The organism is Streptomyces sp. SAI-135, from assembly GCF_029893805.1.
In the GTDB taxonomy this organism is placed as follows: domain Bacteria; phylum Actinomycetota; class Actinomycetes; order Streptomycetales; family Streptomycetaceae; genus Streptomyces.
Map to the genome: position 1 here is coordinate 3,909,912 of NZ_JARXYP010000002.1, position 24,903 is coordinate 3,934,814.

22 protein-coding genes and 1 pseudogene are annotated in these 24,903 nt (G+C 72.9%); 14 read left to right on the forward strand and 9 right to left on the reverse strand.

Going from position 1 to position 24,903, the window contains the following annotated elements:
* Positions 1-187: 187 nt before the first annotated feature.
* Complete coding sequence (locus tag M2163_RS22025; protein ID WP_280894803.1) at positions 188-1,714, forward strand: RICIN domain-containing protein; 1,527 nt, start codon at positions 188-190, stop codon at positions 1,712-1,714.
* A gap of 3 nt (positions 1,715-1,717) precedes the next feature.
* Here the strand turns inward: M2163_RS22025 and hutI are convergent, their stop codons facing one another.
* The 4 genes and pseudogenes from hutI to hutU all read right to left on the reverse strand — a co-directional run bounded on the left by hutI (position 1,718) and on the right by hutU (position 7,263).
* On the reverse strand, positions 1,718-3,007 hold the full coding sequence (gene hutI / locus M2163_RS22030) for an imidazolonepropionase (RefSeq protein WP_280894804.1): 1,290 nt from the start codon (positions 3,005-3,007) through the stop codon (positions 1,718-1,720).
* Positions 3,004-4,367, reverse strand: a pseudogene (locus M2163_RS22035) (formimidoylglutamate deiminase). Before M2163_RS22035 ends, hutI begins: the two are co-directional and overlap by 4 nt.
* A complete protein-coding gene (locus M2163_RS22040; RefSeq protein WP_280897293.1) occupies positions 4,364-5,566 on the reverse strand; it encodes an allantoate amidohydrolase in 1,203 nt (400 codons plus the stop codon). The pseudogene M2163_RS22035 and the gene M2163_RS22040 overlap by 4 nt, the downstream one beginning before the upstream one ends.
* Positions 5,567-5,598: 32 nt before the next feature.
* Positions 5,599-7,263: a urocanate hydratase gene (gene hutU, locus M2163_RS22045; protein ID WP_280894805.1), complete on the reverse strand. Its 1,665-nt coding sequence runs from the start codon at positions 7,261-7,263 to the stop codon at positions 5,599-5,601.
* A 175-nt stretch (positions 7,264-7,438) separates the two neighbouring features.
* Here hutU and M2163_RS22050 point away from each other — a divergent pair, with 175 nt between their 5' ends.
* The 5 genes from M2163_RS22050 (at position 7,439) to M2163_RS22070 (ending at position 11,327) form a co-directional block, all read left to right on the forward strand.
* Positions 7,439-8,809, forward strand: coding sequence for a diaminopimelate decarboxylase (locus M2163_RS22050; RefSeq protein ID WP_280897294.1), 1,371 nt, complete (start codon positions 7,439-7,441; stop codon positions 8,807-8,809).
* A 167-nt stretch (positions 8,810-8,976) separates the two neighbouring features.
* On the forward strand, positions 8,977-9,441 hold the full coding sequence (locus M2163_RS22055) for a hypothetical protein (RefSeq protein WP_280894806.1): 465 nt from the start codon (positions 8,977-8,979) through the stop codon (positions 9,439-9,441).
* Positions 9,438-10,376: a hypothetical protein gene (locus M2163_RS22060; protein WP_280894807.1), complete on the forward strand. Its 939-nt coding sequence runs from the start codon at positions 9,438-9,440 to the stop codon at positions 10,374-10,376. Before M2163_RS22055 ends, M2163_RS22060 begins: the two co-directional genes overlap by 4 nt.
* 34 nt (positions 10,377-10,410) lie before the next feature.
* Positions 10,411-10,932 (forward strand): roadblock/LC7 domain-containing protein, encoded by a 522-nt coding sequence (locus tag M2163_RS22065; protein ID WP_280851087.1) that lies wholly within the window; start codon positions 10,411-10,413, stop codon positions 10,930-10,932.
* Positions 10,933-10,952: 20 nt separating this feature from the next.
* A complete protein-coding gene (locus M2163_RS22070) occupies positions 10,953-11,327 on the forward strand; it encodes a hypothetical protein (RefSeq protein ID WP_280851086.1) in 375 nt (124 codons plus the stop codon).
* Positions 11,328-11,343: 16 nt separating this feature from the next.
* On the opposite strand, the gene M2163_RS22075 is transcribed toward M2163_RS22070, so the two are convergent.
* From M2163_RS22075 to M2163_RS22085, 3 genes are all read right to left on the reverse strand, one after another.
* Entirely contained in the window at positions 11,344-11,937 is a 594-nt protein-coding gene (locus M2163_RS22075; protein WP_280851085.1) for a hypothetical protein, read from the reverse strand.
* An 84-nt stretch (positions 11,938-12,021) separates the two neighbouring features.
* Complete coding sequence (locus M2163_RS22080; RefSeq protein WP_280851084.1) at positions 12,022-12,882, reverse strand: MurR/RpiR family transcriptional regulator; 861 nt, start codon at positions 12,880-12,882, stop codon at positions 12,022-12,024.
* On the reverse strand, positions 12,879-14,651 hold the full coding sequence (locus tag M2163_RS22085) for an aromatic amino acid ammonia-lyase (protein ID WP_280894808.1): 1,773 nt from the start codon (positions 14,649-14,651) through the stop codon (positions 12,879-12,881). The genes M2163_RS22080 and M2163_RS22085 overlap by 4 nt, the downstream gene beginning before the upstream one ends.
* 142 nt (positions 14,652-14,793) lie before the next feature.
* On the opposite strand from M2163_RS22085, the gene M2163_RS22090 reads away from it, so the two are divergent.
* The 5 genes from M2163_RS22090 to M2163_RS22110 all read left to right on the forward strand — a co-directional run bounded on the left by M2163_RS22090 (position 14,794) and on the right by M2163_RS22110 (position 18,584).
* Complete coding sequence (locus M2163_RS22090; RefSeq protein WP_280894809.1) at positions 14,794-15,828, forward strand: ATP-binding cassette domain-containing protein; 1,035 nt, start codon at positions 14,794-14,796, stop codon at positions 15,826-15,828.
* Positions 15,825-16,466: an ABC transporter permease gene (locus M2163_RS22095; protein WP_280851082.1), complete on the forward strand. Its 642-nt coding sequence runs from the start codon at positions 15,825-15,827 to the stop codon at positions 16,464-16,466. The genes M2163_RS22090 and M2163_RS22095 overlap by 4 nt, the downstream gene beginning before the upstream one ends.
* Positions 16,467-16,469: 3 nt before the next feature.
* Positions 16,470-17,132 carry an ABC transporter permease gene (locus M2163_RS22100; protein WP_280851081.1) on the forward strand — a complete coding sequence of 221 codons (663 nt, stop codon included), beginning with the start codon at positions 16,470-16,472 and terminating at the stop codon, positions 17,130-17,132.
* A gap of 10 nt (positions 17,133-17,142) precedes the next feature.
* The gene (locus M2163_RS22105; RefSeq protein WP_280894810.1) at positions 17,143-18,072 is read left to right on the forward strand and encodes an ABC transporter substrate-binding protein; all 930 of its coding nucleotides are present in this window, start codon (positions 17,143-17,145) and stop codon (positions 18,070-18,072) included.
* An 80-nt stretch (positions 18,073-18,152) separates the two neighbouring features.
* Positions 18,153-18,584: a hypothetical protein gene (locus M2163_RS22110; protein ID WP_280854181.1), complete on the forward strand. Its 432-nt coding sequence runs from the start codon at positions 18,153-18,155 to the stop codon at positions 18,582-18,584.
* Positions 18,585-18,593: 9 nt separating this feature from the next.
* On the opposite strand, the gene M2163_RS22115 is transcribed toward M2163_RS22110, so the two are convergent.
* Entirely contained in the window at positions 18,594-19,358 is a 765-nt protein-coding gene (locus M2163_RS22115) for an SDR family oxidoreductase (RefSeq protein WP_280851079.1), read from the reverse strand.
* Between the two features lie 150 nt (positions 19,359-19,508).
* On the opposite strand from M2163_RS22115, the gene M2163_RS22120 reads away from it, so the two are divergent.
* Complete coding sequence (locus tag M2163_RS22120; RefSeq protein WP_280894811.1) at positions 19,509-20,363, forward strand: helix-turn-helix transcriptional regulator; 855 nt, start codon at positions 19,509-19,511, stop codon at positions 20,361-20,363.
* A 365-nt stretch (positions 20,364-20,728) separates the two neighbouring features.
* On the opposite strand, the gene M2163_RS22125 is transcribed toward M2163_RS22120, so the two are convergent.
* Positions 20,729-22,117: a cystathionine beta-synthase gene (locus M2163_RS22125; RefSeq protein WP_280894812.1), complete on the reverse strand. Its 1,389-nt coding sequence runs from the start codon at positions 22,115-22,117 to the stop codon at positions 20,729-20,731.
* Between the two features lie 162 nt (positions 22,118-22,279).
* Between M2163_RS22125 and M2163_RS22130 the strand changes: the two genes are divergently transcribed.
* Both M2163_RS22130 and M2163_RS22135 read left to right on the forward strand, forming a co-directional pair.
* Positions 22,280-23,311, forward strand: a complete 1,032-nt coding sequence (locus M2163_RS22130; RefSeq protein ID WP_280894813.1) for an SGNH/GDSL hydrolase family protein — start codon at positions 22,280-22,282, stop codon at positions 23,309-23,311.
* A gap of 204 nt (positions 23,312-23,515) precedes the next feature.
* Positions 23,516-24,736: an acetyl-CoA C-acetyltransferase gene (locus M2163_RS22135; RefSeq protein WP_280851075.1), complete on the forward strand. Its 1,221-nt coding sequence runs from the start codon at positions 23,516-23,518 to the stop codon at positions 24,734-24,736.
* The last annotated feature ends 167 nt before the right edge of the window (positions 24,737-24,903 follow it).

Sequence of the window (24,903 nt, forward strand, 5' to 3'; positions counted from 1 at the left end):
CGTCGGCACCACTGACCTGCGCGTGTGCCCGGTGTCCGCAGGGACACCGGGCACCGTGCGTCCGCGGCCCCTCCCGACCGGTCCCCTGATCATCCTGTGGTTACCCGGCGAAACCCTTTCCCCAGGGGTTCGCTTCCCTCACTATGGTCCCCCACAGACTGGCCGGTACGTCAGGAGGAGGGTGCGCATGACTCGCCCCGACGGGGCGTCCGACGCCCGGCTCACGGAGCTGCTGCGCGCCGACACGGCCACGGCGTACGCGGCCCTGATGGAACTCCGCGCCCGCCACCGGCCCTCCGTGCTGGCCTACGCCCGCCTCTGCACGGCCGGCGAGTCCGCGGCCCGGCAACTGGCCGCGCAGACCTTCACCCTCGCCGCCCGGGAGACGGCCCGCGGGGTCGACCCCGGCGTCCCGTGGCGCCTGAGCCTCCTGCTGCTGACGGCCCGGTCGGCGGCGGCGTGGGCCGGGGACGACCGGGCGGCGGGCCTGGACCCGAGCGTCCTGCTGCTCCTGAACACGGCGGGCCCCGACGGCCCGGTGCCGCCCATGCTCGCCGCCTTCACGTCCCTGCCCGCCCGCACCCAGGGCCTCGTCTGGTACGGCCTGGTGGAGGGCGAACCGGAGTCCCGCACCGCCGGCCATCTGGGCCTCACCCGCGAGGACGTCGTCTACGGCACGGAGGGCGCCCTGCACTCTCTGGCCCGGGCGTGCCTGACACTGCGCCTCGCCTCCTCGGACGACCCGCACTGCGTGGACTTCCGCCGTCTCATCGAGGAGTCCGTACGACCGGACAGCCCCCGCACCAGCACCGACCTGCACGCCCACATGGCCCACTGCCCGCACTGCGCGGCCGCCCACGAGGAACAGTGCGCCCTGCGCGACACCCCGCGCGCGGCGCTCGCGGAGGGGCTGCTGCCGTGGGGCGGGACGGCCTACGCGGGCCGGAGCGGGGCCGAGCAGGAGGACCGCCCCCGGGCAGCGTCCCGGGCGGGGTCCCGTACGCCGCCCGGCACGTGGCCGCGACCGCGCCGGCTGGTCCTGGCCTCGGCGGCACTGGGGGTGGCTCTGGCGCCGCTGCTGCTGTTCCTGGTCTCGCAGGAGGGTGAGCCGCCGACGGGCGCGTCGGCCTCCTCCTCCGCCCCGGTCTCGGCCGGCGGCGCGCTGCCGACCCTGCCGCCGGTGACGGTGACCGCGACCGTCTCCCCCTCGCCCTCACCCTCGCCCTCCGCGTCGGTCACGAGCAGGCAGCCCTCGCCGTCCCCGACGAAGAGTTCGGCGCCGCCCCGGAAGACGGCTCCGCCCTTCCGCCCGCCGGGCGGCTCCTACGCCCAGGTGGTCAACGTCTCCACGGCCCGCTGCCTGGACGTCTCCAGCGACTTCGCCGAGGGCACGGACGTCGTCACGGCCCCCTGCACCTCGGCCGCCTCCCAGCGCTGGCGGGTCGACACCGGCCGCGGTGTCCTCCAGTCCGCCGCCGACCCCGACTTCTGCCTCGACAGCCGCGGCGACGTCGACAAGGGCCTCGGCATCTGGTCCTGCGACTCGGTCGAGGGCCGCAACGGCGACAACCTGCGCTTCACGGTCGACCCCGACGGAGTGATCCGCCCGGCGATCGCCATCGCGACGGGGGTGACTCCCGCAGGCGGGGACGCCGTCTCGCTGGAGCCGCTGACCGGGGGCGGTGAGCAGCGGTGGCGGGCCGGGGCCTCCTGAGGCTCAGACGACCCGGACGCCGCGTCGCCACACGCCGCTGACCAGCGGTACCCCGGGCCGGTAGGCCAGGTGCACATGGCTGGGGGCGTCCAGCAGGATCAGGTCGGCGCGGGACCCGGGCGTCAGCCGGCCGATGTCGTCGCGGCGGAGGGCGGCCGCGCCCCCCGCGGTGGCCGCCCAGACCGCCTCGTCCGGGGTCATCCGCATGTCGCGGACCGCGAGGGCGATGCAGAAGGGGACCGAGGAGGTGTAGGAGGAGCCCGGGTTGCAGTCCGTGGACAGGGCGACGGTGACACCTGCGTCCAGGAGACGGCGGGCGTCGGGCCACTCGGCGCGGGTGGAGAACTCCGCGCCGGGCAGGAGAGTGGCGACCGTGCGGCTGTTCGCCAGCGCGTCCACGTCGTCGTCGGTGAGATGGGTGCAGTGGTCGGCGCTGGCCGCGTCCAGCTCGACGGCCAGCCGCACTCCGGGGCCGTGGGTGAGCTGGTTGGCGTGGACGCGGGGGTGCAGGCCCTTCGCCTGGCCCGCGGTCAGGATCGCGCGGGCCTGGTCGCCGTCGAAGGCGCCCTTCTCGCAGAAGACGTCGATCCAACGGGCGTACGGGGCACAGGCGTCGAGCATCTCGCCGGTGACGAGCGAGACGTAGGCGGCCGGGTCGTCGGCGTAGTCGGGCGAGACGATGTGGGCGCCCAGGTAGGTGACCTCGTCGGTGTGGGCGGCGGCGATGCGCAGCGCCCTCGCCTCGTCCTCGACGGTCAGGCCGTAGCCGGACTTGGTCTCGAAGGTCGTGGTGCCCTGGCGCAGGGCCTCGGCGAGGTGGCGGGTGAGGTTGCGTTCGAGGTCCTCGTCGCTCGCCGCCCGCGTCGCGGCGACGGTCGTGCGGATGCCGCCCGCGCTGTAGGGGCGGCCGGACATGCGGGCGTTGAACTCCTGGGTGCGGTCGCCCGCGAAGACGAGGTGGCTGTGGGAGTCGACGAAGCCGGGCAGGACCGCCCGGCCGCCCGCGTCGACCCGATTGTCAGTGGCGGGTGCTTTGCTTTGATCACCGGTCCACACGACGCGGTCGCCCTCGATGGCGACGGCCGCGTCCTGGATCAGTCCGAGGGGGGTGTTGTCACCCAGGGAGGGGTCGTTGGTGACCAGGGCGGCGATGTTGGTGATGAGCGTGCTTGCGGTGCTCGCGGAGTGGGCGGGGCTGACGGTCGTCGCGTTGCTCATGGCGTCCTCGGTGGCCTGGTCGGCGGTGGGGGCGGGGTCGGGGGCGGGCCGTGGCAGCGGGCTGCCCGGGGTCATCCGTGCAGTGCGGCGACGGCGTCCGCGAGGGCTTTCGGCACCTGTGGCACCAGCGCGTGGACCCCGTCGCGCACCACGTGCCGACCTCCCACGACCGTGTGCGACACGTCTGCTGCCGACGCGGCGAATACGGCCGTCTCGGCCCCGAGCCGCGCAGGCGGCCCTGCCGTCCTGACCGAGTCGAGCCTGATGGTGGTGAAGTCGGCGAGCGCACCGGGCTCCAGGGTGCCCGCGCCGTCCCAGCCGAGGGCCGCGTGGCCGTCGGCCGAGGCCGCCCGCAGGAGGGCCGCCGCCGTCCAGTGACCGCGGGTGCGGGTGCGCAGGCGCTCGTCGAGCTCCATCGCGCGGGCCTCTTCGAGCAGGTCGATGACGGCATGGCTGTCGGAGCCGAGGGAGAGCGGTGAGCCCGCCCTCTGGAGGGCCACCGCGGGTCCGATGCCGTCGGCGAGGTCCCGCTCGGTCGTCGGGCACATGCAGGTGCCGGTGCCGCTGCCGCCGATCAGGGCGATGTCCTCGTCGGTGAGGTGGGTGTTGTGGACGCCGGTGGTGCGCGGCCCGAGGACCCCCCGTGCTCGGCGAGCAGCCGGGTCGGCGTGCAGCCGTGGGCCTCGCGGCAGGCGTCGTTCTCGGCGGTCTGCTCGGACAGGTGGACGTGGAGCGGGGCCCGCCGCTCCTCGGCCCAGCGCGCCACGGTCGCCAACTGGTCGGCGGGCACGGCCCGTACGGAGTGGATCGCCGCACCGATCCTCGCGTGATCCCGGTCCTTGAGAACTGCACAGCGTTCGGCCCAGGCGTCCGCGCTGCCGTCGGAGAAGCGGAGCTGGTGGGCGGTGGGCGGCTGTCCGAAGCCGGAGGAGAGATAGGCGGTGTCGAGGAGGGTGATGCGGACACCGGCGTCGGCGGCCGCCTCGATCAGGGCCTCGCCCATGGCGTTGGGGTCGGCGTAGCGGGTGCCGCCGGGGGCGTGGTGCAGGTAGTGGAACTCCCCGACCGCCGTGATGCCCGCCAGCGCCATCTCCGCGTACACGGCACGGGCGAGGTCGCGGTAGGTGTCCGGGGTGAGCCGGCCGGCGGTGGCGTACATGACCTCGCGCCAGGTCCAGAAGGTCCCGGAGCCGACCTGGACGGTGGAGCGCAGGGCCCGGTGGAAGGCGTGCGAGTGGGCGTTGGCCAGGCCCGGGAGGGTCAGTCCGCGCAGGATCTCGGCGCCGGGGGGCGGGGTGGCGGTGCCGGTGCGGACGGCGGTGACGCGGCCGTCCGCCCCCGCGGCGGAGCCGCTGGTCGACACCGTCAGTGCCACGCCCGGCTCGACATGGGTGCCGAGCCAGGCGTGCTCCAGCCAGTAGGTCTTGACTGTCACCGGCAGGCCAGTCCTTCCAGTACGTCGGCGAGCGCGAGGACTCCGGCCACGCAGTCGTCCTCGGCGGCGGACTCCGCCGGGGAGTGCGAGACGCCGGTGGGGTTGCGCACGAACAGCATGGCGGTCGGGATGTGCCCGGAGAGGATCCCGGCGTCGTGTCCGGCGCCGGTGCCCAGGACGGGCACCTTCAGCTCGGTGCGGGTGCCCAGGATGCGGGCGAGTTCGTCGCGCAGGGCGTGGTCGAACTCGACGACGGGCGTGAAGGACTCCCGGACCACGTCGAGATCGATACCGTGTGCCTGCGCGTACTCGCCGGCCGCCTTCTCGATGCCGCCGACCACCTGGTCGAGGCTTGCCTGGTCGGCGGCGCGGGAGTCGAGCCAGCCGCGCACCAGGGAGGGGATGGCGTTGACGCCGTTCGGCTCGACGGCGATCTTCCCGAAGGTGGCGACGGCACCGGCGAGTTCGGCCTCCCGGCGGGCCGCGAGCACGGTCTCGGCGTACGGCAGCATGGGGTCGCGCCGGTCCACGAGGCGGGTGGTGCCGGCGTGGTTGGCCTCGCCGCGGAAGTCGAAGCGCCAGCGGCCGTGCGGCCAGATGGCGCTCGCGATGCCGACCCGGTCGCCGGAGAGGTCCAGCGCCCGGCCCTGCTCGACGTGCAGTTCGACGAAGGCGCCGATGCGGGCGAGCCGCTCCGGGTCGGCGCCGATGCCCTCGGGGTCGTACCCCGCCGCCTCCATGGCCTGCGGCAGGCGGACCCCGTCCCCGTCGGTGAGCAGGTGCGCCTGCTCGACGGTGAGCTGTCCGGAGGTGAGCCGCGACCCGACGCAGGCCAGCCCGAAGCGGGCGCCTTCCTCGTCGCCGAAGTTGACGACGGCGAGGGGCTTGGTGAACTCCACCTGCCGGGCCCGCAGTTCGTCGAGCGCGGCGAAGGACGACACGACCCCGAGCGGCCCGTCGAAGGCCCCGCCGTCGGGCACGGAGTCCAGATGCGAGCCGGTGACGACGGCGTCCCCCGCGGCGGGGTCCCCGAGCCAGGCCCACTGGTTCCCGTTCCGGTCGAGCTCGTAGCTCATCCCCCGCGCCTCGGCCTGCTCGTGGAACCAGGCCCGGCATTCGGCGTCGGCACCGGTCCAGGCGAAGCGGCGGTAGCCGTGGGAGCCGGGGTGGCGGCCGATGGGGAGCAGCTCGCGCCACATGGTGTGGAACGAGCTGCCGTGGGACGTCTGCGTCACGCCGGGTCACCCTCGCGCATCGGGATCCGTACGCCCCGTTCGTCGGCGACCGACTCCGCGATGTCGTATCCGGCGTCCACGTGGCGGATGACGCCCATGCCGGGGTCGTTGGTGAGGACGCGCCGGACCTTCTCGCCGCCCAGCTTCGTGCCGTCGGCCACCGTCACCTGGCCGGCGTGGATGGACCGTCCCATGCCCACGCCTCCGCCGTGGTGGAGGGAGACCCACGATGCGCCCGAGGCCACGTTGACCATCGCGTTCAGCAGCGGCCAGTCGGCGATCGCGTCGGACCCGTCGAGCATGGCCTCGGTCTCGCGGTAGGGAGAGGCGACGGACCCGGCGTCCAGGTGGTCCCGCCCGATGGCCAGCGGTGCCGCCAGCTCCCCGCTCGCCACCATGTCGTTGAAGCGCTCGCCGGCCTTGTCGCGTTCGCCGTAGCCGAGCCAGCAGATGCGCGCGGGCAGGCCCTGGAAGTGGACCCGCTCCCCGGCCATCCTGATCCAGCGGGCGAGGGACTCGTTCTCGGGGAACAGGTCCAGGATCGCCTTGTCCGTCTTGGCGATGTCGGAGGCCTCACCGGACAGCGCGGCCCAGCGGAAGGGGCCCTTGCCCTCGCAGAACAGCGGCCGGATGTAGGCGGGCACGAAGCCGGGGAAGGCGAACGCCCTGTCGTAGCCGGCGAGTTGCGCCTCGCCCCGGATCGAGTTGCCGTAGTCGAAGACCTCGGCGCCGGCGTCCATGAAGCCGACCATGGCCTCGACGTGCCGGGCCATCGACTCACGTGCCCGGGTGGTGAAGCCGGCCGGGTCCTTGGCGGCCGCGTCGGCCATGTCCTCGAAGTCCACGCCCACCGGCAGATACGCCAGCGGGTCGTGCGCCGAGGTCTGGTCGGTGACGATGTCGATGGGCGCGCCCATGGCGAGGAGCTGCGGCACCAGCTCGGCGGCGTTGCCCAGGACGCCGACGGACAGCGGGCGGCGGGCGTCCCGGGCCTCGGTGGCGAGCTGGAGGGCGTGGTCGAGGGAGTCGGCCCTCACGTCCAGGTAGCGGTGCTCGATGCGGCGGTCGATGGCGCGCGGGTCGCAGTCGATGCAGATCGCGACGCCGTCGTTCATGGTGACCGCGAGGGGCTGGGCGCCGCCCATGCCGCCGAGGCCGGCGGTGAGGGTGATCGTCCCGGCGAGGGTGCCGCCGAACTTCTTCGCGGCGACCGCGGCGAACGTCTCGTAGGTGCCCTGGAGGATGCCCTGGGTGCCGATGTAGATCCAGGAACCGGCGGTCATCTGGCCGTACATGGTGAGGCCGAGGGCCTCCAGGCGGCGAAACTCCTCCCAGTTGGCCCAGTCGCCGACGAGGTTGGAGTTGGCGATCAGCACCCGCGGGGCCCACTCGTGGGTCTGCATGACGCCGACGGGGCGGCCGGACTGGACCAGCATGGTCTCGTCCTGCTTCAGCGTCCGCAGTGTCCGCACCATCGCGTCGAAGGAGCGCCAGTCACGGGCGGCCTTGCCGGTGCCGCCGTAGACGACGAGCTTGTCGGGGTGCTCGGCGACCTCGGGGTCCAGGTTGTTCTGCAGCATCCGCAGGGCGGCCTCCTGCTGCCATCCCAGGGCGCTCAGTTCCGTACCGCGCGGCGCTCGGACGGGGCGGGGTCCTGACATGGTCTGCCTCCTGGGGACTCTGCTCTGGAGTGTTGCCGTCGATATTCACATCCTGGCTTTCTGAATAGAACTAGTCAATACGTTCTCGCGTCAGCATCGGTAGGAGAGGGATGTTTCAGGACAGGGATTGACCGGTGGGACATCCGACGCGCGCGAAAGGCAGGACGGGGACGTGATGGACGAGTACGGCACCACCGGCGAGGGACGGGCCGCGCGCCGGGACGAGGCGGTGCGGGCGGCCGTGGAGCAGGGCCTGCTGGGGCCGGACTCCCCCATCGCCGGGCTGCTCGACGTCACCGGCGTCCGGGAGTCGGCGGCGGAGCTCCGCGCGGCCTTCGACGAGGTCACCGCGCCCGGCACGCCGGTGCTGCACGCGTTCGCGGTCAAGGCGACCCCGCTGGTGCCGGTGCTGCGACTGCTGCGCGAGGAGGGGATCGGCGCGGAGGTGGCGAGCCCGGGCGAGCTCGCGCTGGCGCGGGCGGCGGGCCTGTCTCCGGCCATGACGGTCCTGGACTCGCCCGCCAAGACCCCGGCCGAGCTCAGGGAGGCCCTGGCGCTGGGGATCGCCGTCAACGCGGACAACCCGCAGGAGCTGGACCGCCTGGACGGCCTCATGCGGTCGGCCGTGAGCCGCTCCCCGCTCGGCATCCGGATCAACCCGCAGGTCGGCGGGGGCACCATCGGGGCGACCTCCACGGCCACGGCGACCTCGAAGTTCGGGGTGGCGCTGCGGGACGAGGGAGCGCGCGAGTGGGTCGTGCGCGCCTACCTCGACCGGCCCTGGCTCTCCCGGCTGCACGCGCACACCGGCTCGCAGGGCATCCCGCTCTCCTTGATGACCGAGGGGATCGCGGAGACCTACGCGCTCGCCGAGGAGATCAACCGGCGCATCGGCCGGCCCCAGATCGACACGATCGACATCGGCGGCGGGCTGCCGGTGAACTTCGCCTCGGAGGCGACGACACCGACGTACCGCGCGTACGCGCGGGCGCTCAGGGAGGCGGTGCCGGGGCTCTTCGACGGGCGGTACGGGCTGGTCACCGAGTTCGGCCGGTCGCTGCTGGCCAAGCACGGCACGATCGTGGCGCGGGTGGAGTACGCCAAGAGTGCGGGCGGACGGCCGGTCGCGGTGACGCACGCGGGCGTGCAGGTGGCGACGCGGACGGTCTACGTACCGGGGTCGTGGCCGCTGCGGATCGCGGCGTACGACGGCAAGGGGCGGCCCAAGAGCGGGCCCGAGGTGGTGCAGGACGTGGCGGGACCGGCCTGTTTCGCCGGCGACCTGCTGGCCGAGGGGCGCGCGCTGCCGCTGCTGGACCAGGGGGACTACGCGGCGGCGCTGGACACGGGCGCGTACTACTTCGCGCACCACTACGCCTACAACTCGCTGGCCCGGCCGGGCATCTACGGCTTCGTCCCCGCCCCGGAGGGAGGCGTCCGCTTCGCAACCGTACGGGATCCCCAGACGCTCGCTTCGATCGTGGCCGAATCCGGAGGGGCGCACGCCGGTGCGCTCACCACCCTGCACGCACCCGGGAGCAGTTGACACACGCCGGTGAGCCCGCTGATCAATGGGCCCGTGAAGATGGCAAGTTGACCCACTCTAGCCACTTGGAGCATGTTCCACCGGAAAATGCCAGATCCCTCACCCCTCGCGCACACGTTGCGTAGTTTCGGCGTCACTCAGCCGAACCCCAGGCGGGAGGGGAGCCAGTGCAGGGAATCGACGAGTGCCTGCTGGAAGCCATGCGGCTGCCGGGCGCGCGGGGGGCCGCGCTGGTCGACTGGACGAGCGGGCTGGCCCTGGGTGCCGTAGGGGAATCCCCCGGCGGTGACCAGGAGGCGGCCGCCGCGGAGGCCGCCGAGCTCGCCCGGCTCGCCGCCGAGCAGCGCGCCTTCGCCTCCGGCAGCCCCGGGGCCGCCGAGCCCTCCGCCGGCTCCGTCGGCCTCGACGGCCTCGACGGCGCCGGCGGCTCCGCGACGGGGCCGGCCGGGACCGAGCCGCCGGTCGAGGACCTCATCCTCAGCAACCGGGACAGCTACCACGTCCTGCGGTTCGTGCCGACGTCCTTCGACAGCAGTGTGTTCCTGCACCTGTGGCTGGCCCGCGCGGAGGGCAACCTCGCACTGGCCCGGATCCGGCTCGGCGAGATGGCCGGCCGGCTGGAGCTCGGATGACGACCGTGCGCAGCACGCCCGCCACCCCGCCGCCCCGGCTGCCGGTGCGCGACAAGGCCGCCGCCCTGGGCCGCGGCTGGGGCGGCGTCTCGCCGATGCTGACCCGGCTGGCCGCCGAGCGCGCCACCGGTGTCCTGGTGCGCGAGCGCGGCACCCTGCACCTCGCCGACGGCAAGGTGGTGCACGCCGAGAGCCCCGCCGCCCCCGGCGCCGACGTCCTCCTCGCCGCGCACGGCACGCTGGACGCCGGCATCTGGCGCCAGGCCCTGGCCGAGAGCGTCGCGAGCGCCGGCGGCGCCGGCACCGGGGTCCGCCGTCTCACCGGCGCCGAGGCCGTGCACCGGGCCGGCCACCGGCTGGTCGCCGACGGGCTGCTCACCCCCGGCGCCCTGGAGATGTGCCGGCTGACCGCGCTGTACGACGCGGCGTACTTCGCGCTGGCCCCGAGCAGCACCCCGGGCCGCTTCCGCTACAGCACCGAGGACGGACCGGACGCGGTCCCCGACCACCCCCGGCACCCCGACGACACCCCCGGCACCCCGCGCCCGGTCCCGGTCGCCGACCTGGAGCGCGAGACCCTGCGCCGGCGGGACCTGCTGCACCGCATCTGGCCCGACGCCCTGTCCGACGAACTGCCGCTGACCCGGGAACACCGACCCGCGTCCCCGCCGCTCCCGGCCCGGCGGCAGGCGGTGCTCGCCCGCGTGGACGGCATCCGTACGGCGTCGGAGATCGCGCGCGCCCTGGGCCGCCCGGCCTTCCACACCCTGGTGGACGTACGACGGCTGGTGGCGGCCGGAGTGATCGCGCCGCGCCCGCCGATGTCCTGCACCGAGCCTCTGCCCGGGGTTCCGGGCGTCGGTCTCCCCGTCGAGCCCGTCGACCCCCACATCACCTTGCTGAAGAGGCTCAGGGATGCGCTGGAGGCCCTTTGAACGGCAGCGGATCCGCGCCGAGAGGAGAGACCTGATGGCAGCAGCTCAGGACGCGATCCTGGAGGAGCTGCGCCGGCTCAGAGCCCGGGTGCCGCAGCTCACCGGCGCCCTCGCGGCCGACGCCGACGGTCTCGTCCTGGCCCAGGACACCCCGGGCGTCGATCCGGAGACCGTCGCCGCGCTCACCGCGGCCACCCGGGCGCTCGCCGCCCAGCTGGCCGACGGGACCGGCCAGGGCGACCTGCGCGAACTGCTCGTACGGGGCGTGTACGGCTACGTCGCCACGTACACGGCGGGCGCCGGGGCCGTGGTCACCCTGCTCGCCCAGGACCGGGTCAACGTCGGCCGCCTCCACCTGGAGGGCCGTCGGGCGGGCGCCCGGATCGCAGAACTCGTCGACAGCGCGGTCGCCGAGCACACCGAAGCCCTCACGAAGGCGCCCGCGAAGCCCGCTCCGGCCCGTGCCAGAGCAGCCCGCACGTCCCGGGCCAAGCCCGTGGACACCCGCGCCGCGGCCGCCGCACCGACGGCGGCCCGCACCACCACCGAAAGTTAGACAACCGAGGAGACACAGTCATGGCCAACACCGAAACCGCACTGAAGGAGGCCCTCGCCTCCATCGAGGGCGCGACCGGCGTCGCGCTCGTCGACTACACCAGCGGCATGGCGCTCGGCACCATGGGCGGCAGCAAGGGCTTCGACCTGAACGTGGCCGCCGCCGGCAACACCGACGTGGTCCGCGCGAAGATGCGCACCATGGAGCACCTCGGACTCAAGGGCCAGATCGAGGACATCCTGATCACCCTGTCCGACCAGTACCACCTGATCCGCCTGATCAGCGGACGCGGAGGCAACGGCCTCTTCCTCTACCTGGTCCTGGACGCCAAGCGCTCCAACCTCGCCATGGCCCGCCACCAGCTGCGGGCCATCGAGAACGACCTGGAGGTGTGACCCGGGAGCACCGGATCTAGACCAGTGCCGCGGTGCGGCGGCGCGCTCCTCCCGGGGCCGCGTCGCCCGCCGCGATCCCCGTGCTGCGGTACGCCTTGACCGCCTTGCCGGCCGGGCGTCCGCCGTTCGCGGCGAGCCAGTCGACCCGCACCCACAGCAGCGCGTCCCCGGTCCGTTCGAGCCGCCCGAGCCAGGCGGCCTTGAGCCTGAGGCCCGTACCGCATCCGGCGAGCAGCAGGCCGCCCGCGACGGGCACCGCGAACGAGCTCAGCAACGCGACCAGCCAGGCCAGCAGCAGCCACCAGCGGTGCCCGCGACGCCAGTTGCGCACACTGACCGCACGGTCCTGGAGCACGTCGTGCTTCCCCGCGCGCGCGGCCGCCCGCCCCAGCGTCGTGTACCGCTTGCGACGGCTGTACGACACCACGGCTACCGCCACGATGAACAGCGCCGCTCCCGCCATCACCCCGATCCGGCGCCCGGTCAGCCCCGGAACCAGCAGCCCGACCGCCGCCGCGAACACCCCGAGCCACCACAGGGGTGCGGCCCCGGCGCGCACCACGACGGCCACCCGAGCCAGCCCCTGAGCCCTGCGATCTGCGCGTGCCACGTCCCGCCTCCTCGTCGTCCTGGCACAGTCCTGCCGGTCCGGGAGGGTAGCGGGCGAACGTGAGACCAGTCTGAAAAACGCGGCCTACTCGACGAAGAGTCCGCGTGCCGCGGCCCGTGCGTCGAACTCCTCCAGGCGGGCCTGGGCGTCCGGCAGGTCGTCGCACATCGCCTCCAGCAGCACCCGGCCGAGCAGCATCGGCGCGCAGGCGGTGTCGAAGGCGAGGCCGGTGCCGACGGCGGCGGGCAGCAGCAGGTCGGAGACCTTGGCGACCGGCGCGAACGCGGAGTCGGCGACCGTGACGACACTCAGGCCCGCCTCCTTGGCGTAGGCGAGGGTGTCGACGACCTCACGGGGGTGCCGGGGCAGCGCGAAGCACAGCAGAGTCGAGGCGCCCGCGCGGACGGCGGCGTCGATCCGGTCGTGGATCATGGTGCCGCCCTCGTGGAGCAGCCGTACGTCCGGATGGACCTTGGCGGCGAAGTAGGCGAAGCCGTACGCCTGCGAGGCGGCGGCGCGCAGCCCGAGCACCGGCAGGGGGCGGGAGGCGGCGAGCAGCCGGCCCGCCTTCTGCACCGGGCGCGGGTCGGCGAGGACCTCCGCCAGGTGCCTCAGGTTCTCGATCTCGGCCTCGACGGCCTGCTGGTACTCGTTGTACGACGCGGAGGCCGCCGTCTGCTCGGCGGGGGCGACCTCGCGCAGGTGCCGGCGCAGCGCGGGGTAGCCGTCGAAGCCGAGGGCGACGGCGAAGCGGGTGACGGAGGGCTGGCTGACCCCGGCCAGTTCGGCCAGCTCCACGCTGGACAGGAACGGCACGTCGGAGGCCCGCCGCACCATGCTGTGCGCGATGCGTCGCTGGGTCGGTGTGAGCCGGTGCCCCTCGAACAGTGTTTGCAGCCGTCCCGCGGGAGTGTCCGCCCCACCCGCCGCACCCATGTCGCTCATGCCTCGCTCCCCCTCCAGATGTCCGTGAACCGGTCGAGCAGTGCGGCCGCCGCCGTCACGTCGCCCGTGAGCGGCCGGTCGGCCGGGTCCTCCGCCAGCACCGCCTCGGCGAGTTCCAGCGCGCGGCCCACCGGGAGTCCCGGGTCGGGCCTGAGGTCGCGCTGGCGCAGCGCCCTTACGGCGGCGACGAGTTCGCAGCCGACGACGAGACGGTACGCGCCGCACGCGCGCAGTGTCTGACGGGCGGCGAGCGAGGCGAAGCTGGCCTGTTCCTCGACGCCCCGGGAGAGTACAGCGTGGCCGAGGGAGGCGGGCGCGGAGAAGGCCCGCAGGTCGCCGAGGGCGGCACCGGCGGCGTACTCCAGGATCATCACGCCGGAGGAGGCGGGCTCCTGGTCGGCGAGGAAGGGCCTGAGGCGGGTGAAGGCGGGCTCGTTCAGGGTGGAGAGCCGGGACGTGGACAGTCGGGCGACCTGGGTGAGGGCGAGCCTGAAGTGGTCTAGGGCGAGGGCGAGTTGAGCCTGGTAGAAGCCGCCGTGGTGGTAGGCGGCCATGTCCTCGGGGGAGATGAGGGGGTTCTCGGCGGCCGCGTTGATCTCGATCGCGAGGACTTCCTCCAGAGCGTCGGCTGCGTCATGGGCGGGCCCGTGGATCTGGGGCAGGCACCGGAAGCCGTACGGATCCTGGATCCGCCCCAGGGGCGGGGTCGGCCGGTCCTCGGCGCCGATCAACTCCCGCATGCGTCGCGCCACCTGGGCGGATCCGCGGTGCGGGCGGGCGGCGTGCACGGGAGCGGCGTACGCCTCGTGCGCCCCGTCCACCGCCAGCAGCGACAGTGCTGCGACGACCTGCGTGGCCTCGATCAGCCCGCGCAACTCGTGCAGGGCGAGGGCGGCCTGACCGAGCGTGAGGGCGTTGCTGCTGATGAACGCGAGCGCGTCGTTGTTGTCGAGGGGCTGCGGCTCGGGGGCGCCGACGACGGCGTGCGCGGTACGAGCGACACCGCCCCCCGCACTCGGCGGAACACCGGCGCCGCCTGCCCCACCACGCCCCCCGAACCCGCCGAGACCCTCGGCGCCCCACCCTCCGAACCCGCCGAGACCCTCGGCGCCCCGCCCGCCCGAATCACCCGCACCGGATCCACCGGCCTCCCCGCCCCCACGTCCACCCGGGCCCCCCGCGCCCGCCCCACCACGCCCGACGAGACCCTCGGCGCCCCGGTCCGGGCCCGCGCTCCGCCACGGATGCTCCCCCGCCAGTGCCAGTCCCGCCTGGGCCAGTGCCGCGATGTCCCCCGTCCCCACCGAGCCGAACTCGTTGACGGCCGGGTACGCGCCGTTCTCCAGCGCCTCGCACAGGGCCGTGACGACGGTGGGCCGCAGTCCCGCGCCGCCCGCCAGGAGCTGGTTGGCCCGTACCGCGAGCATCGCGCGGACCTGCCGGGCGGGGAGTTCCTCGCCGATCGCGCCGGCGTGGCTGCGCAGCAGCCGCAGACCGTGCTCGGCGGCCGCCTCGGTGGGCACGTCCTCGTTCCGGTTCGCGCCGACTCCGGTCGAGCGGCCGTAGACGCGGCCGGTCGCGGCGATCTGCCGGGCGGCGTCCCAGGACTCCGTCACCCGCTTCATCGCGTCGGTCCCGGGCACCGGTCGCGCGCTCCCGTCGGCGAGGCGGACGACGTCCGCGACGCCGAGCCCGATCCCGTCCAGGACCACCAGGCCGGTGTGCCCGACCGTGACGGGATCCGGCGTGTCCACGATCCGAGACGACATCTGACCCGAACTCCCCTCAAACACGGACATCCGATCTTGCCTGGCGGTCATCCGTTACCTCGGATTAACGCCGAAGCGTTGACAACCTATTCAGCTACCGAGAACTCTGCATGACGTTATACAGCCGGGCAAGGGACATCTCATGATCCAGTTCGACGCGGTCCACAAGCGCTTCCCCAACGGCACGACAGCAGTGCACGATCTCACCCTCGACATGCCGGAAGGCGGTGTGACCGTCCTCGTCGGATCCTCCGGTTGCGGCAAGACCACCACCCTCAGGATGATCAACCGGATGGTCGAACCGACCTCCGGCACCATCAGGGTCGGCGGCAAGGACGTCACCCGGCAGGACGCGGCAGAACTGCGCCGCTCCATCGGCTACGTCATCCAGCAGTCCGGCCTCTTCCCGCACCGCACGGTGCTGGACAACATCGCCACGGTGCCCCTGCTCCTGGGCCACGGCCGCAGGAAGGCCCGCGCCCGCGCGGCCGAACTCCTCGAGACCGTCGGCCTCGCCCCCGAGTCCGGCAGGCGCTACCCGCACCAGCTCTCCGGCGGCCAGCAGCAGCGCGTCGGCGTCGCCCGCGCCCTCGCCGCCGACCCGCCGGTCCTGCTCATGGACGAGCCCTTCGGCGCGGTCGACCCGGTCGTGCGCACCCAGCTCCAGGACGAACTGCTCAGGCTCCAGAAGGAGCTGAGCAAGACCATCGTCTTCGTCACCCACGACGTCGACGAGGCCGTCAGACTCGGCGACCGCATCGCGATCTTCCGCACCGGCGGTCACCTCGTCCAGTGCGCCCCGCCCGCCGAACTCCTCGCCCGCCCCGCCGACGACTTCGTGGCCGGCTTCCTCGGCGCCGAGCGCGGCCTGAAGCTGCTCTCGCTGAAGACGCTGGCGGCCGTCCCGCAGGGCCCCGCGCCGGAGGGCGACGCCTGGACCCTCGTCTGCGACGCGGCGGGCAGGCCCGTGCACTGGGCCTCGCGCGAGGCCGAACTCCCCGTCCGGCCCCTCAAGGACGGCGACTCCCTGCTCGCCGCCCTCGACGAGTCCCTCGCCTCCCCCGCCGGCCTGGTCGCCCGCGTCGACGCGGACGGCGTCCTGACCGGCGTCACCTCCCGCGACGACGTCCACGCGCACGCCGGACAGGCGCACACCGAGGCCCGGGTGGCCGCATGACCATCGACTGGTCGTGGATATCCGGCCACACCGACGACCTCACCACCCTCACGGTCTCCCACCTCCAGGCGGCCCTCACCGCCGTCTTCCTCGGCCTGCTGATCAGCCTTCCCCTCGCCGTGATCGCCCACCGGATCCGCCCCCTGCGCGGCTTCCTGCTCGGGCTCTCGAACGTCCTGTTCACGATCCCCTCGATCGCGATCTTCGTGCTCCTGCTGCCGGTCAGCGGTCTGACCCGCACCACCACCGTGATCGGCCTGACCGTCTACACGCTGGTCGTCCTGCTGCGGAACACCGTCGAAGGCCTCGACTCGGTGCCCGCGAGGACCAAGGAGGCCGCGAAGGCGATGGGCACCCGCCCCCTGCGCACGCTCCTGACCGTCGAACTCCCCCTCGCCCTCCCCGTGATCATGGCGGGCGTCCGCATCGCGACCGTCATGTCGATCTCCCTGGTCTCGGTCGCCACCTACATCGGCGACGGCGGCCTCGGCCAGCTCTTCACCGACGGCTTCCAGCGCGACTTCCCCACCCCGGTGATCGTGGGAGTGCTCCTCACGCTCCTGCTCGCCGTGGCCGCGGACGCCCTGCTGGTGGCCGTGCAGTACGCCCTGACCCCGTGGCGCCGGAAGCGAGCCTGAGCGATGTACGAACTCCTCGAGAACCTCGGCACCTGGCTGACCAGCGGCTCCCAGTGGGCGGGCACCGACGGCATCGCCCACCGCCTCGCCGAGCACCTGCAGTACTCACTCCTCGCGACCCTCGTCGCGGCCGCGATCGGCCTGCCCCTCGGCCTGCTGATCGGGCACACCGGCAAGGGCGCCTTCCTGGCGATCAACCTCGCGTCCTTCGGCCGCGCCCTGCCCACCGTCGGGCTGGTCGTGCTGGTCTTCCTGGCCGGCGGACTGTCCATGCTCCCGGTCTACGTCGCCCTGGTCGCCCTCGCGGTCCCGGCGATCGTCACCAACACCTACGCCGGCATGACCGCCGTCGACCCGGACGTCAAGGACGCCGCCCGCGGCCAGGGCATGCGCGGCCACCAGGTCCTGTTCCAGGTCGAGCTGCCCCTCGCCCTCCCCCTGGTCATGACCGGCCTGCGCCTGGCACTGATCCAGGTCGTCGCCACCGCGACCATCGCGGCGTACGTCTCCTTCGGGGGCCTGGGCCGCTACGTGTTCGACGGCCTCGCCCAGCGCGACCTCGTGCAGGTGCTCGGCGGGGCGGTGCTGGTCGCCGTGGTCGCCGTCACCCTCGACCTGCTGCTCTCCGGCCTCCAGCGCTTCCTCTTCCGGCACCGCACCGCTTAAGGACCCTGAGATGAACCGACGCACCCTCCTCGGCGGCCTCTTCGCGGCGGCCTCCGTGCCCGCCCTCTCCGCCTGCTCCAGCGGCATCACCTCCCTAGACGGCGGCGGTACGGCCGCCGCCGGCGGCGGCGCCGGCAAGAGCGGGATCACCATCGGCACCGCCAACTTCACCGAGAACCAGGTCCTCGGCCACCTCTACGCGGCGGTGCTCCGGCAGGCCGGAGTGAAGGTGACGGTCCGCCCCAACCTCGGCACCCGCGAGATCGTGATCCCCGCCCTCAAGGCGGGCGACATCGACCTGCTGCCCGAGTACCAGGGCGCCCTCCTCAACTACCTGGCCCCCAAGGACGCCTCCGCCGAGCCCGGCACCATGCAGAACGCCCTCACCCTGGCCCTGCCCGCCGGCCTCCAGGTCCTCCCGTACGGCCAGGCGGCCGACTCCGACTGCTTCGCCGTCACCCGGGCGACCGCGAGGAAGTACGGCCTCGTCACCCTCGCCGACCTCGCCGAGCAGAACGGCAGGCTGGTCATCGGCGCCGCCCCCGAGGTCAAGAAGCGCCGGGTGGGCGCGGTCGGACTGAAGGAGGTGTACGGCGTCGAGTTCAAGGAGTTCAAGTCGCTCGACTCCGACGGCCCCCTGGTCAAGGGCGCCCTGAAGAAGGGGGACGTCGACGTGGCGAACCTCTTCACCACCGACACCGACATCGCCGCCAACGGCTGGGTGGTGCTGAGCGACCCGAAGAACCTCATTCCCAGCCAGCACATCGTCCCCCTGATCGCCGACCGCAAGGCCGACGACACCGTCCGCAAGGCCCTCGCCCGCCTCGGGAACGTCCTCACCACCACCCAGCTCACCCGGCTCAACAGCCAGGTCGACAACGACAAGGAGGACCCGGAGGACGTGGCGAACGCGTACGCGAAGCAGCACGGGCTGGCCTAGGAAGGACCCCCGGCGCAACAGGGGGGCTATCCCCAGTGCGGGTGCCCTCCCCCCTGCCTACCGTGGATCCCATGACCGGAATGGATGCGCGGGACCCCGAACTCAAGAAGGAACTCAACGCCACCCTGCAGGCCCGCAGGGAACTGGGCGAGGAGTACGAGTCCGCGCTGGTCGACTCGTTCCTGGAGAAGGTCGACCAGCGGATCGACGGTGCCGTGGACCGCCGGCTGCGCCGGCAGCTCGCCGAGCAGCAGATGGTGACGGCCCGCGGCGCCCGCTCGCCCAAGCCCACCGACTCCTTCGGTGAACGCTTCGGCTTCGGCATCGTCTCCCTGGTGCTGGCGATCCCGCTCTCCGCGATCGGCGGCGGCGTCGCCCACCTGCCCGGCCTGCTGGTCTCCTGGGTCGGCATCGTCGGCGTCAACGCCTTCCAGGCGCTCCGCCTCAATCCGGACCTCTTCCGGGGCCGGCGGGCGAAGCCGTCCTCCCAGGGCAGCGACTGGGAGGGCTGACCTCGGCGCTCACACCTGCGCGGTCGGCAGCACCATGACCTGGCGCAGGTTGACGTGCCGGGGCCGGCTGGTGACGTAGGCGACGACGTCGGCCAGTTCCGCGGCCGCCAGCGAGCCCGTCGCCTCGACCAGCCCGCCGATCTGCTCCCGCAGCCCGGCGTCCTCGATGTGCGTGGCCAGTTCGGACTCCGTCAGCCCCGGCTCGATGTTGGTGACCCGCACGCCCTGCGGCCCGAACTCGTTCCTCAGCAGTGCCGACAGATGGGTGACCGCGGCCTTCGTCGCCCCGTACACGGCGTAGTTGGTGAAGCCGGTGATGTGCGCGCCGATGGACGAGACGTTCACCAGGTCCGCGCTGCGCCCCTGCGCGGCCGCCTCGTTCAGGTCCCCGGCGAAGGCGCCGATGATCCGCAGGACTCCGGTGACATTGGTGTCGATCATCCGCTGCCACTCGTCGACGCGGGCGTCCGCGATCGGGTTCGGCAGCATCACGCCCGCGTTGTTCACCACCAGGTCGACGGTCCCGAAGGCCGCGTGGACGCTTCGAACGGCGGCCGCCACGGATGCGTCGTCGGTGACGTCGGCGACCACGGCCAGCGCCTGTCCGCCCTCGGCCCTGATCTTCCCGGCGATCGTCTCCAGCCGCTCACCGCGCCGTGCGAGCAGCGCGACCCGCGCCCCCCGCTCGGCCAGCAGGACGGCCGTGGCCTCGCCGATACCGCTCGCCGCTCCGGTGACGACGGCGGTACGTCCGGCCAGATTCTCGTACGACATCGATGTGCTCCTCGGTGGGATGTCCGCCGGGGCGACTCCCCGGCCTCGTCCACCACCCTGCGGCGTCCGGGCCGCCCTACCCAGGGATGCGCTTTTCCTGGGTCTGCCAGTACCAGGTTCGCCACCCGGGACTCCCCTACGATCGAACCCATGGACGGGGACCTCGGAGACTTCCTGCGCTCACGCCGCGCCCGCATCCGGCCCGAGGAGGTGGGGCTGCCCTCGCACGGCCGGCGCCGTGTGCCCGGTCTGCGCCGGGAGGAAGTGGCGCAGCTGGCCGGAGTGAGCGTCGACTACTACATCCGGCTGGAGCAGGGCAGAGGGCCCGGCGGCCCCGCCCGGACGAAGTCGGGGGGAGTCTCCGACGCCGTCCTGGACGCCGTCGCGCGCGTGCTGCGCCTGGACGAGACCGAGCGCGCCTACCTCCACGCGGTGGCCCGCCCCCGCCGGCAGACCGAACGTCCCGCCGGCTCCCGGGTCCGCCCGGGGGTCCAGCTCCTGCTCGACAGCTTGGACCGCACCCCGGCCTTCGTCCTCGACCGCAGCATGACCGTCCTGGCCTGGAACGCCCTGGCGGACGCGGTGTTCTGCTACAGCGGTACGACGGCCAGGGCCCGCAGCATCCCGCGCCAGGTCTTCCTCGACCCCGCCGCGCGCGACCTCTACCCGGAGTGGCCGGCGGTGGCCGCCCAGTGCGTGGCCCATCTGCGGGTGCTCGCGGGCCACCACCAGGACGACCGCGAACTGACCTCGCTGGTCGGCGAACTGTCCCTGAAGAGCGAGGACTTCCGCCGTCTGTGGGCCGACCACCAGGTCAGGGAGTGCGCCTACGGCGTGAAGCGCCTCCGGCATCCGGTGGCGGGTCTGCTCGTCTTCTCCTACGAGACCCTCACGGTCCCGGGAGACGGCGACCAGAGCCTGCTCGTCTACACCCCGGAACCGGGGTCGGAGACGGAGGAGCGGCTGGCACTGCTGGGCAGCTGGGCGTCGAGCCCCGCCCGCTGAGACCGCCTGCCGAGGCCGCCCGAAGAAGAAAGCGCCCGCAAAAAAATATCGCGGGGACCGCCGCACCCCCGTGAACGGGGGGCGGGACGACGGCGGTCCCCGCGAGGGACGTCGACCGGGTCAGGCCAGGTCTCACGTCCGGCGTCCATGGAGGTCCGGGAGCCGCTCCGGAGGTCCTTGGACGTTCGGCGCCGGCCGGGGCGGGGAGCCGCTCCCGCCCTGCCGACATCCACCAATGTGCCGGACGCGTGTTAAGCGTGTGCTGCGCGGACGTGACACGCTCGTACCAGTTCCGCGAAGTCCACCCTTTCGGTAGGAAACCGCAGGTCCGCCGCCGGCATCCGGCGTTCACCGGACGTTTGCCGTCACTTCCCGCCCTTGGCGAGGAAGGCCAGCAGGTCCTGCCGGCTGATGACTCCGGTGGGCTTGCCCTCCACGAGGACGATCGCCGCGTCCGCCGCGCCGAGGACCGACATCAGGTCGCCGACCGGTTCGCCGGAGCCCACCTGGGGCAGCGGGGCCGACATGTGCTTCTCCAGCGGGTCCTCCAGGGAGGCCCGCTTGGCGAACAGGGCGTCGAGCAGCTCGCGTTCGACGACCGAGCCGACGACCTCCGCGGCCATCACGTCCGGGTGACCGGCGCCCGGCTTGACGATCGGCATCTGCGAGACGCCGTACTCCCGCAGCACCTCGATGGCCTCGCCGACCGTCTCGTCCGGGTGCATGTGGACCAGCGAGGGGATGGCGCCGTGCACCTTGTCGCTGAGGACGTCGGCGACGCGGGCGCTGGGGCCCTCGTCCTCCAGGAAGCCGTAGTCGGCCATCCACTCGTCGTTGAAGATCTTCGAGAGGTAGCCGCGTCCGCTGTCCGGGAGCAGGACCACCACGACGCCGTTCTCGTCCAGGCGCTCGGCGACCCTGAGCGCCGCGACGACGGCCATGCCGCAGGAGCCGCCCACCAGGAGGCCCTCCTCCTTGGCGAGGCGGCGGGTCATCTGGAAGGAGTCCTTGTCGGAGACGGCGACGATCTCGTCGGCGACGGTCCGGTCGTAGGCGGTCGGCCAGAAGTCCTCACCGACACCCTCGACGAGGTACGGCCGCCCGGACCCGCCGGAGTACACGGACCCCTCGGGGTCGGCGCCGATGACCTGGACCCGGCCGTCGCTCGCGTCCTTGAGGTAGCGGCCGGTGCCGGAGATGGTGCCGCCGGTGCCCACGCCCGCCACGAAGTGGGTGATCCTCCCCTCCGTCTGCTCCCACAGCTCGGGGCCGGTCGAGTGATAGTGCGAGAGCGGGTTGTTGGGGTTGGAGTACTGGTCGGGCTTCCACGCGCCGGGCGTCTCGCGCACCAGCCGGTCGGAGACGTTGTAGTACGAGTCCGGGTGCTCCGGGTCGACGGCGGTCGGGCAGACGACGACCTCGGCGCCGTACGCCCGCAACACGTTGATCTTGTCGGTGCTCACCTTGTCGGGGCACACGAAGATGCACTTGTACCCCTTCTGCTGCGCCACGATGGCCAGTCCGACCCCGGTGTTGCCGCTGGTCGGCTCGACGATGGTGCCCCCGGGCTTCAGTGCCCCGCTCTCCTCCGCCGCCTCGATCATGCGCAGGGCGATGCGGTCCTTCACGGAACCGCCGGGGTTGAAGTACTCGACCTTGGCCAGGACGGTCGCCTTGATGCCCTTGGTCACGCTGTTGAGCCTCACCAGCGGGGTGTTGCCGACGAGGCTGATCATCGAGTCGTGGAATTGCACCGTTGTCTCCGGATGCTTGCAAAAGAAGTGGTCCTAGTGGTCCAGCCAGCCTATGGCCTGATCGGGCGCCATGACGGTCGTTCACTCCCCGTTGGGATTGGGCCACGGTCCGTGCGGGGCAAGGAGTGGGTGTAGCGGGTACGACGGAGGTGGCGGCGACGTATGACGAGCATGTCGAGGGCGAGAACGGCCAGGCGGATCGCGGCCGGTGCGGCGTACGGCGGCGGCGGGATCGGTCTGGTCGGCGCGGCGGCCATGGGTCTGCTGCTGGCGGAGGTGCGGCTGGCCAGGCGGCAGGTGGGCAACGGCACGACGCCGCACGTCCCGCAGGCCGAGGGCCGGTACGGCCATGTCTACGCCACCGCGGGCGAGCCGCCGCTGCGGCTGACGATGCTGGGCGACTCCACGGCGGCCGGGCAGGGGGTGCACCGGGCGGGCCAGACGCCGGGCGCGCTGCTGGCGTCCGGGCTGGCGGCGGTGGCGGAGCGCCCGGTGGAACTCCGTAACGTCGCCCTCCCCGGGGCCACCTCGGACGACCTGGACCGCCAGGTGGCGCTGACGCTGGCGGATCCCGAGCGGGTCCCGGACGTCTGCGTGATCATGATCGGCGCGAACGACGTCACGCACCGGATGCCGGCGACGCGTTCCGTGCGCCATCTGTCCTCGGCGGTACGACGGCTGCGCACGGCCGGCGCCGAGGTCGTCGTCGGCACCTGCCCCGACCTCGGCACCATCGAGCCGGTCCAGCAGCCGCTGCGGTGGCTGGCCCGGCGGGCCTCGCGCCAGCTGGCGGCCGCGCAGACGATCGGCGCGGTGGAGCAGGGCGGCCGCACGGTGTCCCTGGGCGACCTGCTGGGCCCCGAGTTCGAGGCAAACCCGCGCGAGCTGTTCGGCCCGGACAACTACCACCCCTCGGCGGAGGGTTACGCGACGGCGGCGATGGCGGTGCTGCCGACGGTCTGCGCGGCCCTGAGCCTGTGGCCGGCCGACGAGGACCGTCCGGACGTCTCCCGCCGCGAGGGCTTCCTGCCGGTGGCGAGGGCGGCGGCGGAAGCGGCCTCGGAAGCGGGCACGGAGGTCGCGGCCGCGATGCCGACGGGCCCGACGGGGCCATGGGCCCTGCTGAAGCGGCGTCGCAGGCGGCGGGTCAAGGAGGCAGAGCCCTCACCCACCAGCCCGACAGGCGTGCAGTGACGAGCGCCGCGCCGGGCACTCCCGGCCCGTCCGGCCAGGACATCGGCCCCCACCGAACGGCACCAGCCACCACCCCACCGCCGGGGGCCAAAGCAAGCGCTTAGACATAGGTCACACCGCCACCCCCGTGACCCAGGCCATACGTACGGGTAACTTCCCAAGCAGCCCAGTCGGAAGAAACCCCCGTTCGCCCATGGAGCCGTGATGCCCGAAGCCGTGATCGTCTCGACCGCCCGCTCCCCCATCGGCCGCGCCGTCAAGGGCTCGCTCAAGGACCTGCGCCCCGACGACCTCACCGCCACGATCATCCAGGCCGCCCTCGCCAAGGTCCCCGAGCTGGACCCGCGCGACATCGACGACCTGATGCTCGGCTGCGGCCTCCCCGGCGGCGAGCAGGGCTACAACCTGGGCCGGATCGTCGCCGTGCAGATGGGCATGGACCACCTGCCGGGCTGCACGATCACCCGGTACTGCTCCTCCTCGCTCCAGACGAGCCGCATGGCCCTGCACGCCATCAAGGCCGGCGAGGGCGACGTCTTCATCTCGGCCGGCGTCGAGATGGTCTCCCGCTACGCCAAGGGCAGCTCGGACGGCCTCCCGGACACCACCAACCCGATCTTCGACGAGGCCCAGGCCCGCACCGCCGCCACCGCCGCGTCCGAGGGCTCGACCTGGCACGACCCGCGCGAGGACGGCCTGCTCCCCGACCCGTACATCGCGATGGGCCAGACCGCGGAGAACCTGGCCCGCGTCAAGGGCGTCACCCGCCAGGACATGGACGAGTTCGGCGTCCGCTCGCAGAACCTCGCCGAGGAAGCCATCAAGAACGGCTTCTGGGAGCGCGAGATCACCCCGGTCACGCTTCCCGACGGCACGGTGGTCAGCAAGGACGACGGCCCGCGCGCGGGCGTCACCCTGGAGGGCGTCCAGGGCCTGAAGCCGGTCTTCCGCCCCGACGGTCTGGTCACCGCCGGCAACTGCTGCCCGCTCAACGACGGCGCCGCCGCGGTCGTGATCATGTCCGACACCAAGGCCCGCGAGCTCGGCCTCACCCCGCTCGCCCGCATCGTGTCGACCGGTGTCTCGGGCCTGTCCCCCGAGATCATGGGCCTCGGCCCGGTGGACGCGTCGAACCAGGCCCTGCGCCGCGCCGGTCTCACCATCGACGACATCGACCTGGTCGAGATCAACGAGGCGTTCGCCGCCCAGGTGATCCCCTCCTACCGCGACCTGAACATCCCGCTGGAGAAGCTGAACGTCAACGGCGGCGCGATCGCCGTCGGCCATCCCTTCGGCATGACCGGCGCCCGCATCACCGGCACGCTCATCAACTCCCTCCAGTTCCACGACAAGCAGTTCGGTCTGGAGACCATGTGCGTCGGCGGCGGTCAGGGCATGGCGATGGTCATCGAGCGCCTGAGCTAGCCTCAACTCTCCGTGCCCGTACGGGGACCCAGCGTCACTCTTTGGCCCAGAACCGGGGAAACTCCAAGGTTCTGGGCCGATTTGTGATCCAATCTCCCCCAGGATGTGACCTATCTCCCTTCGTACAGGGATTTGCCCAGCTCAGAGCCGTTCACCGGCAAACCTCG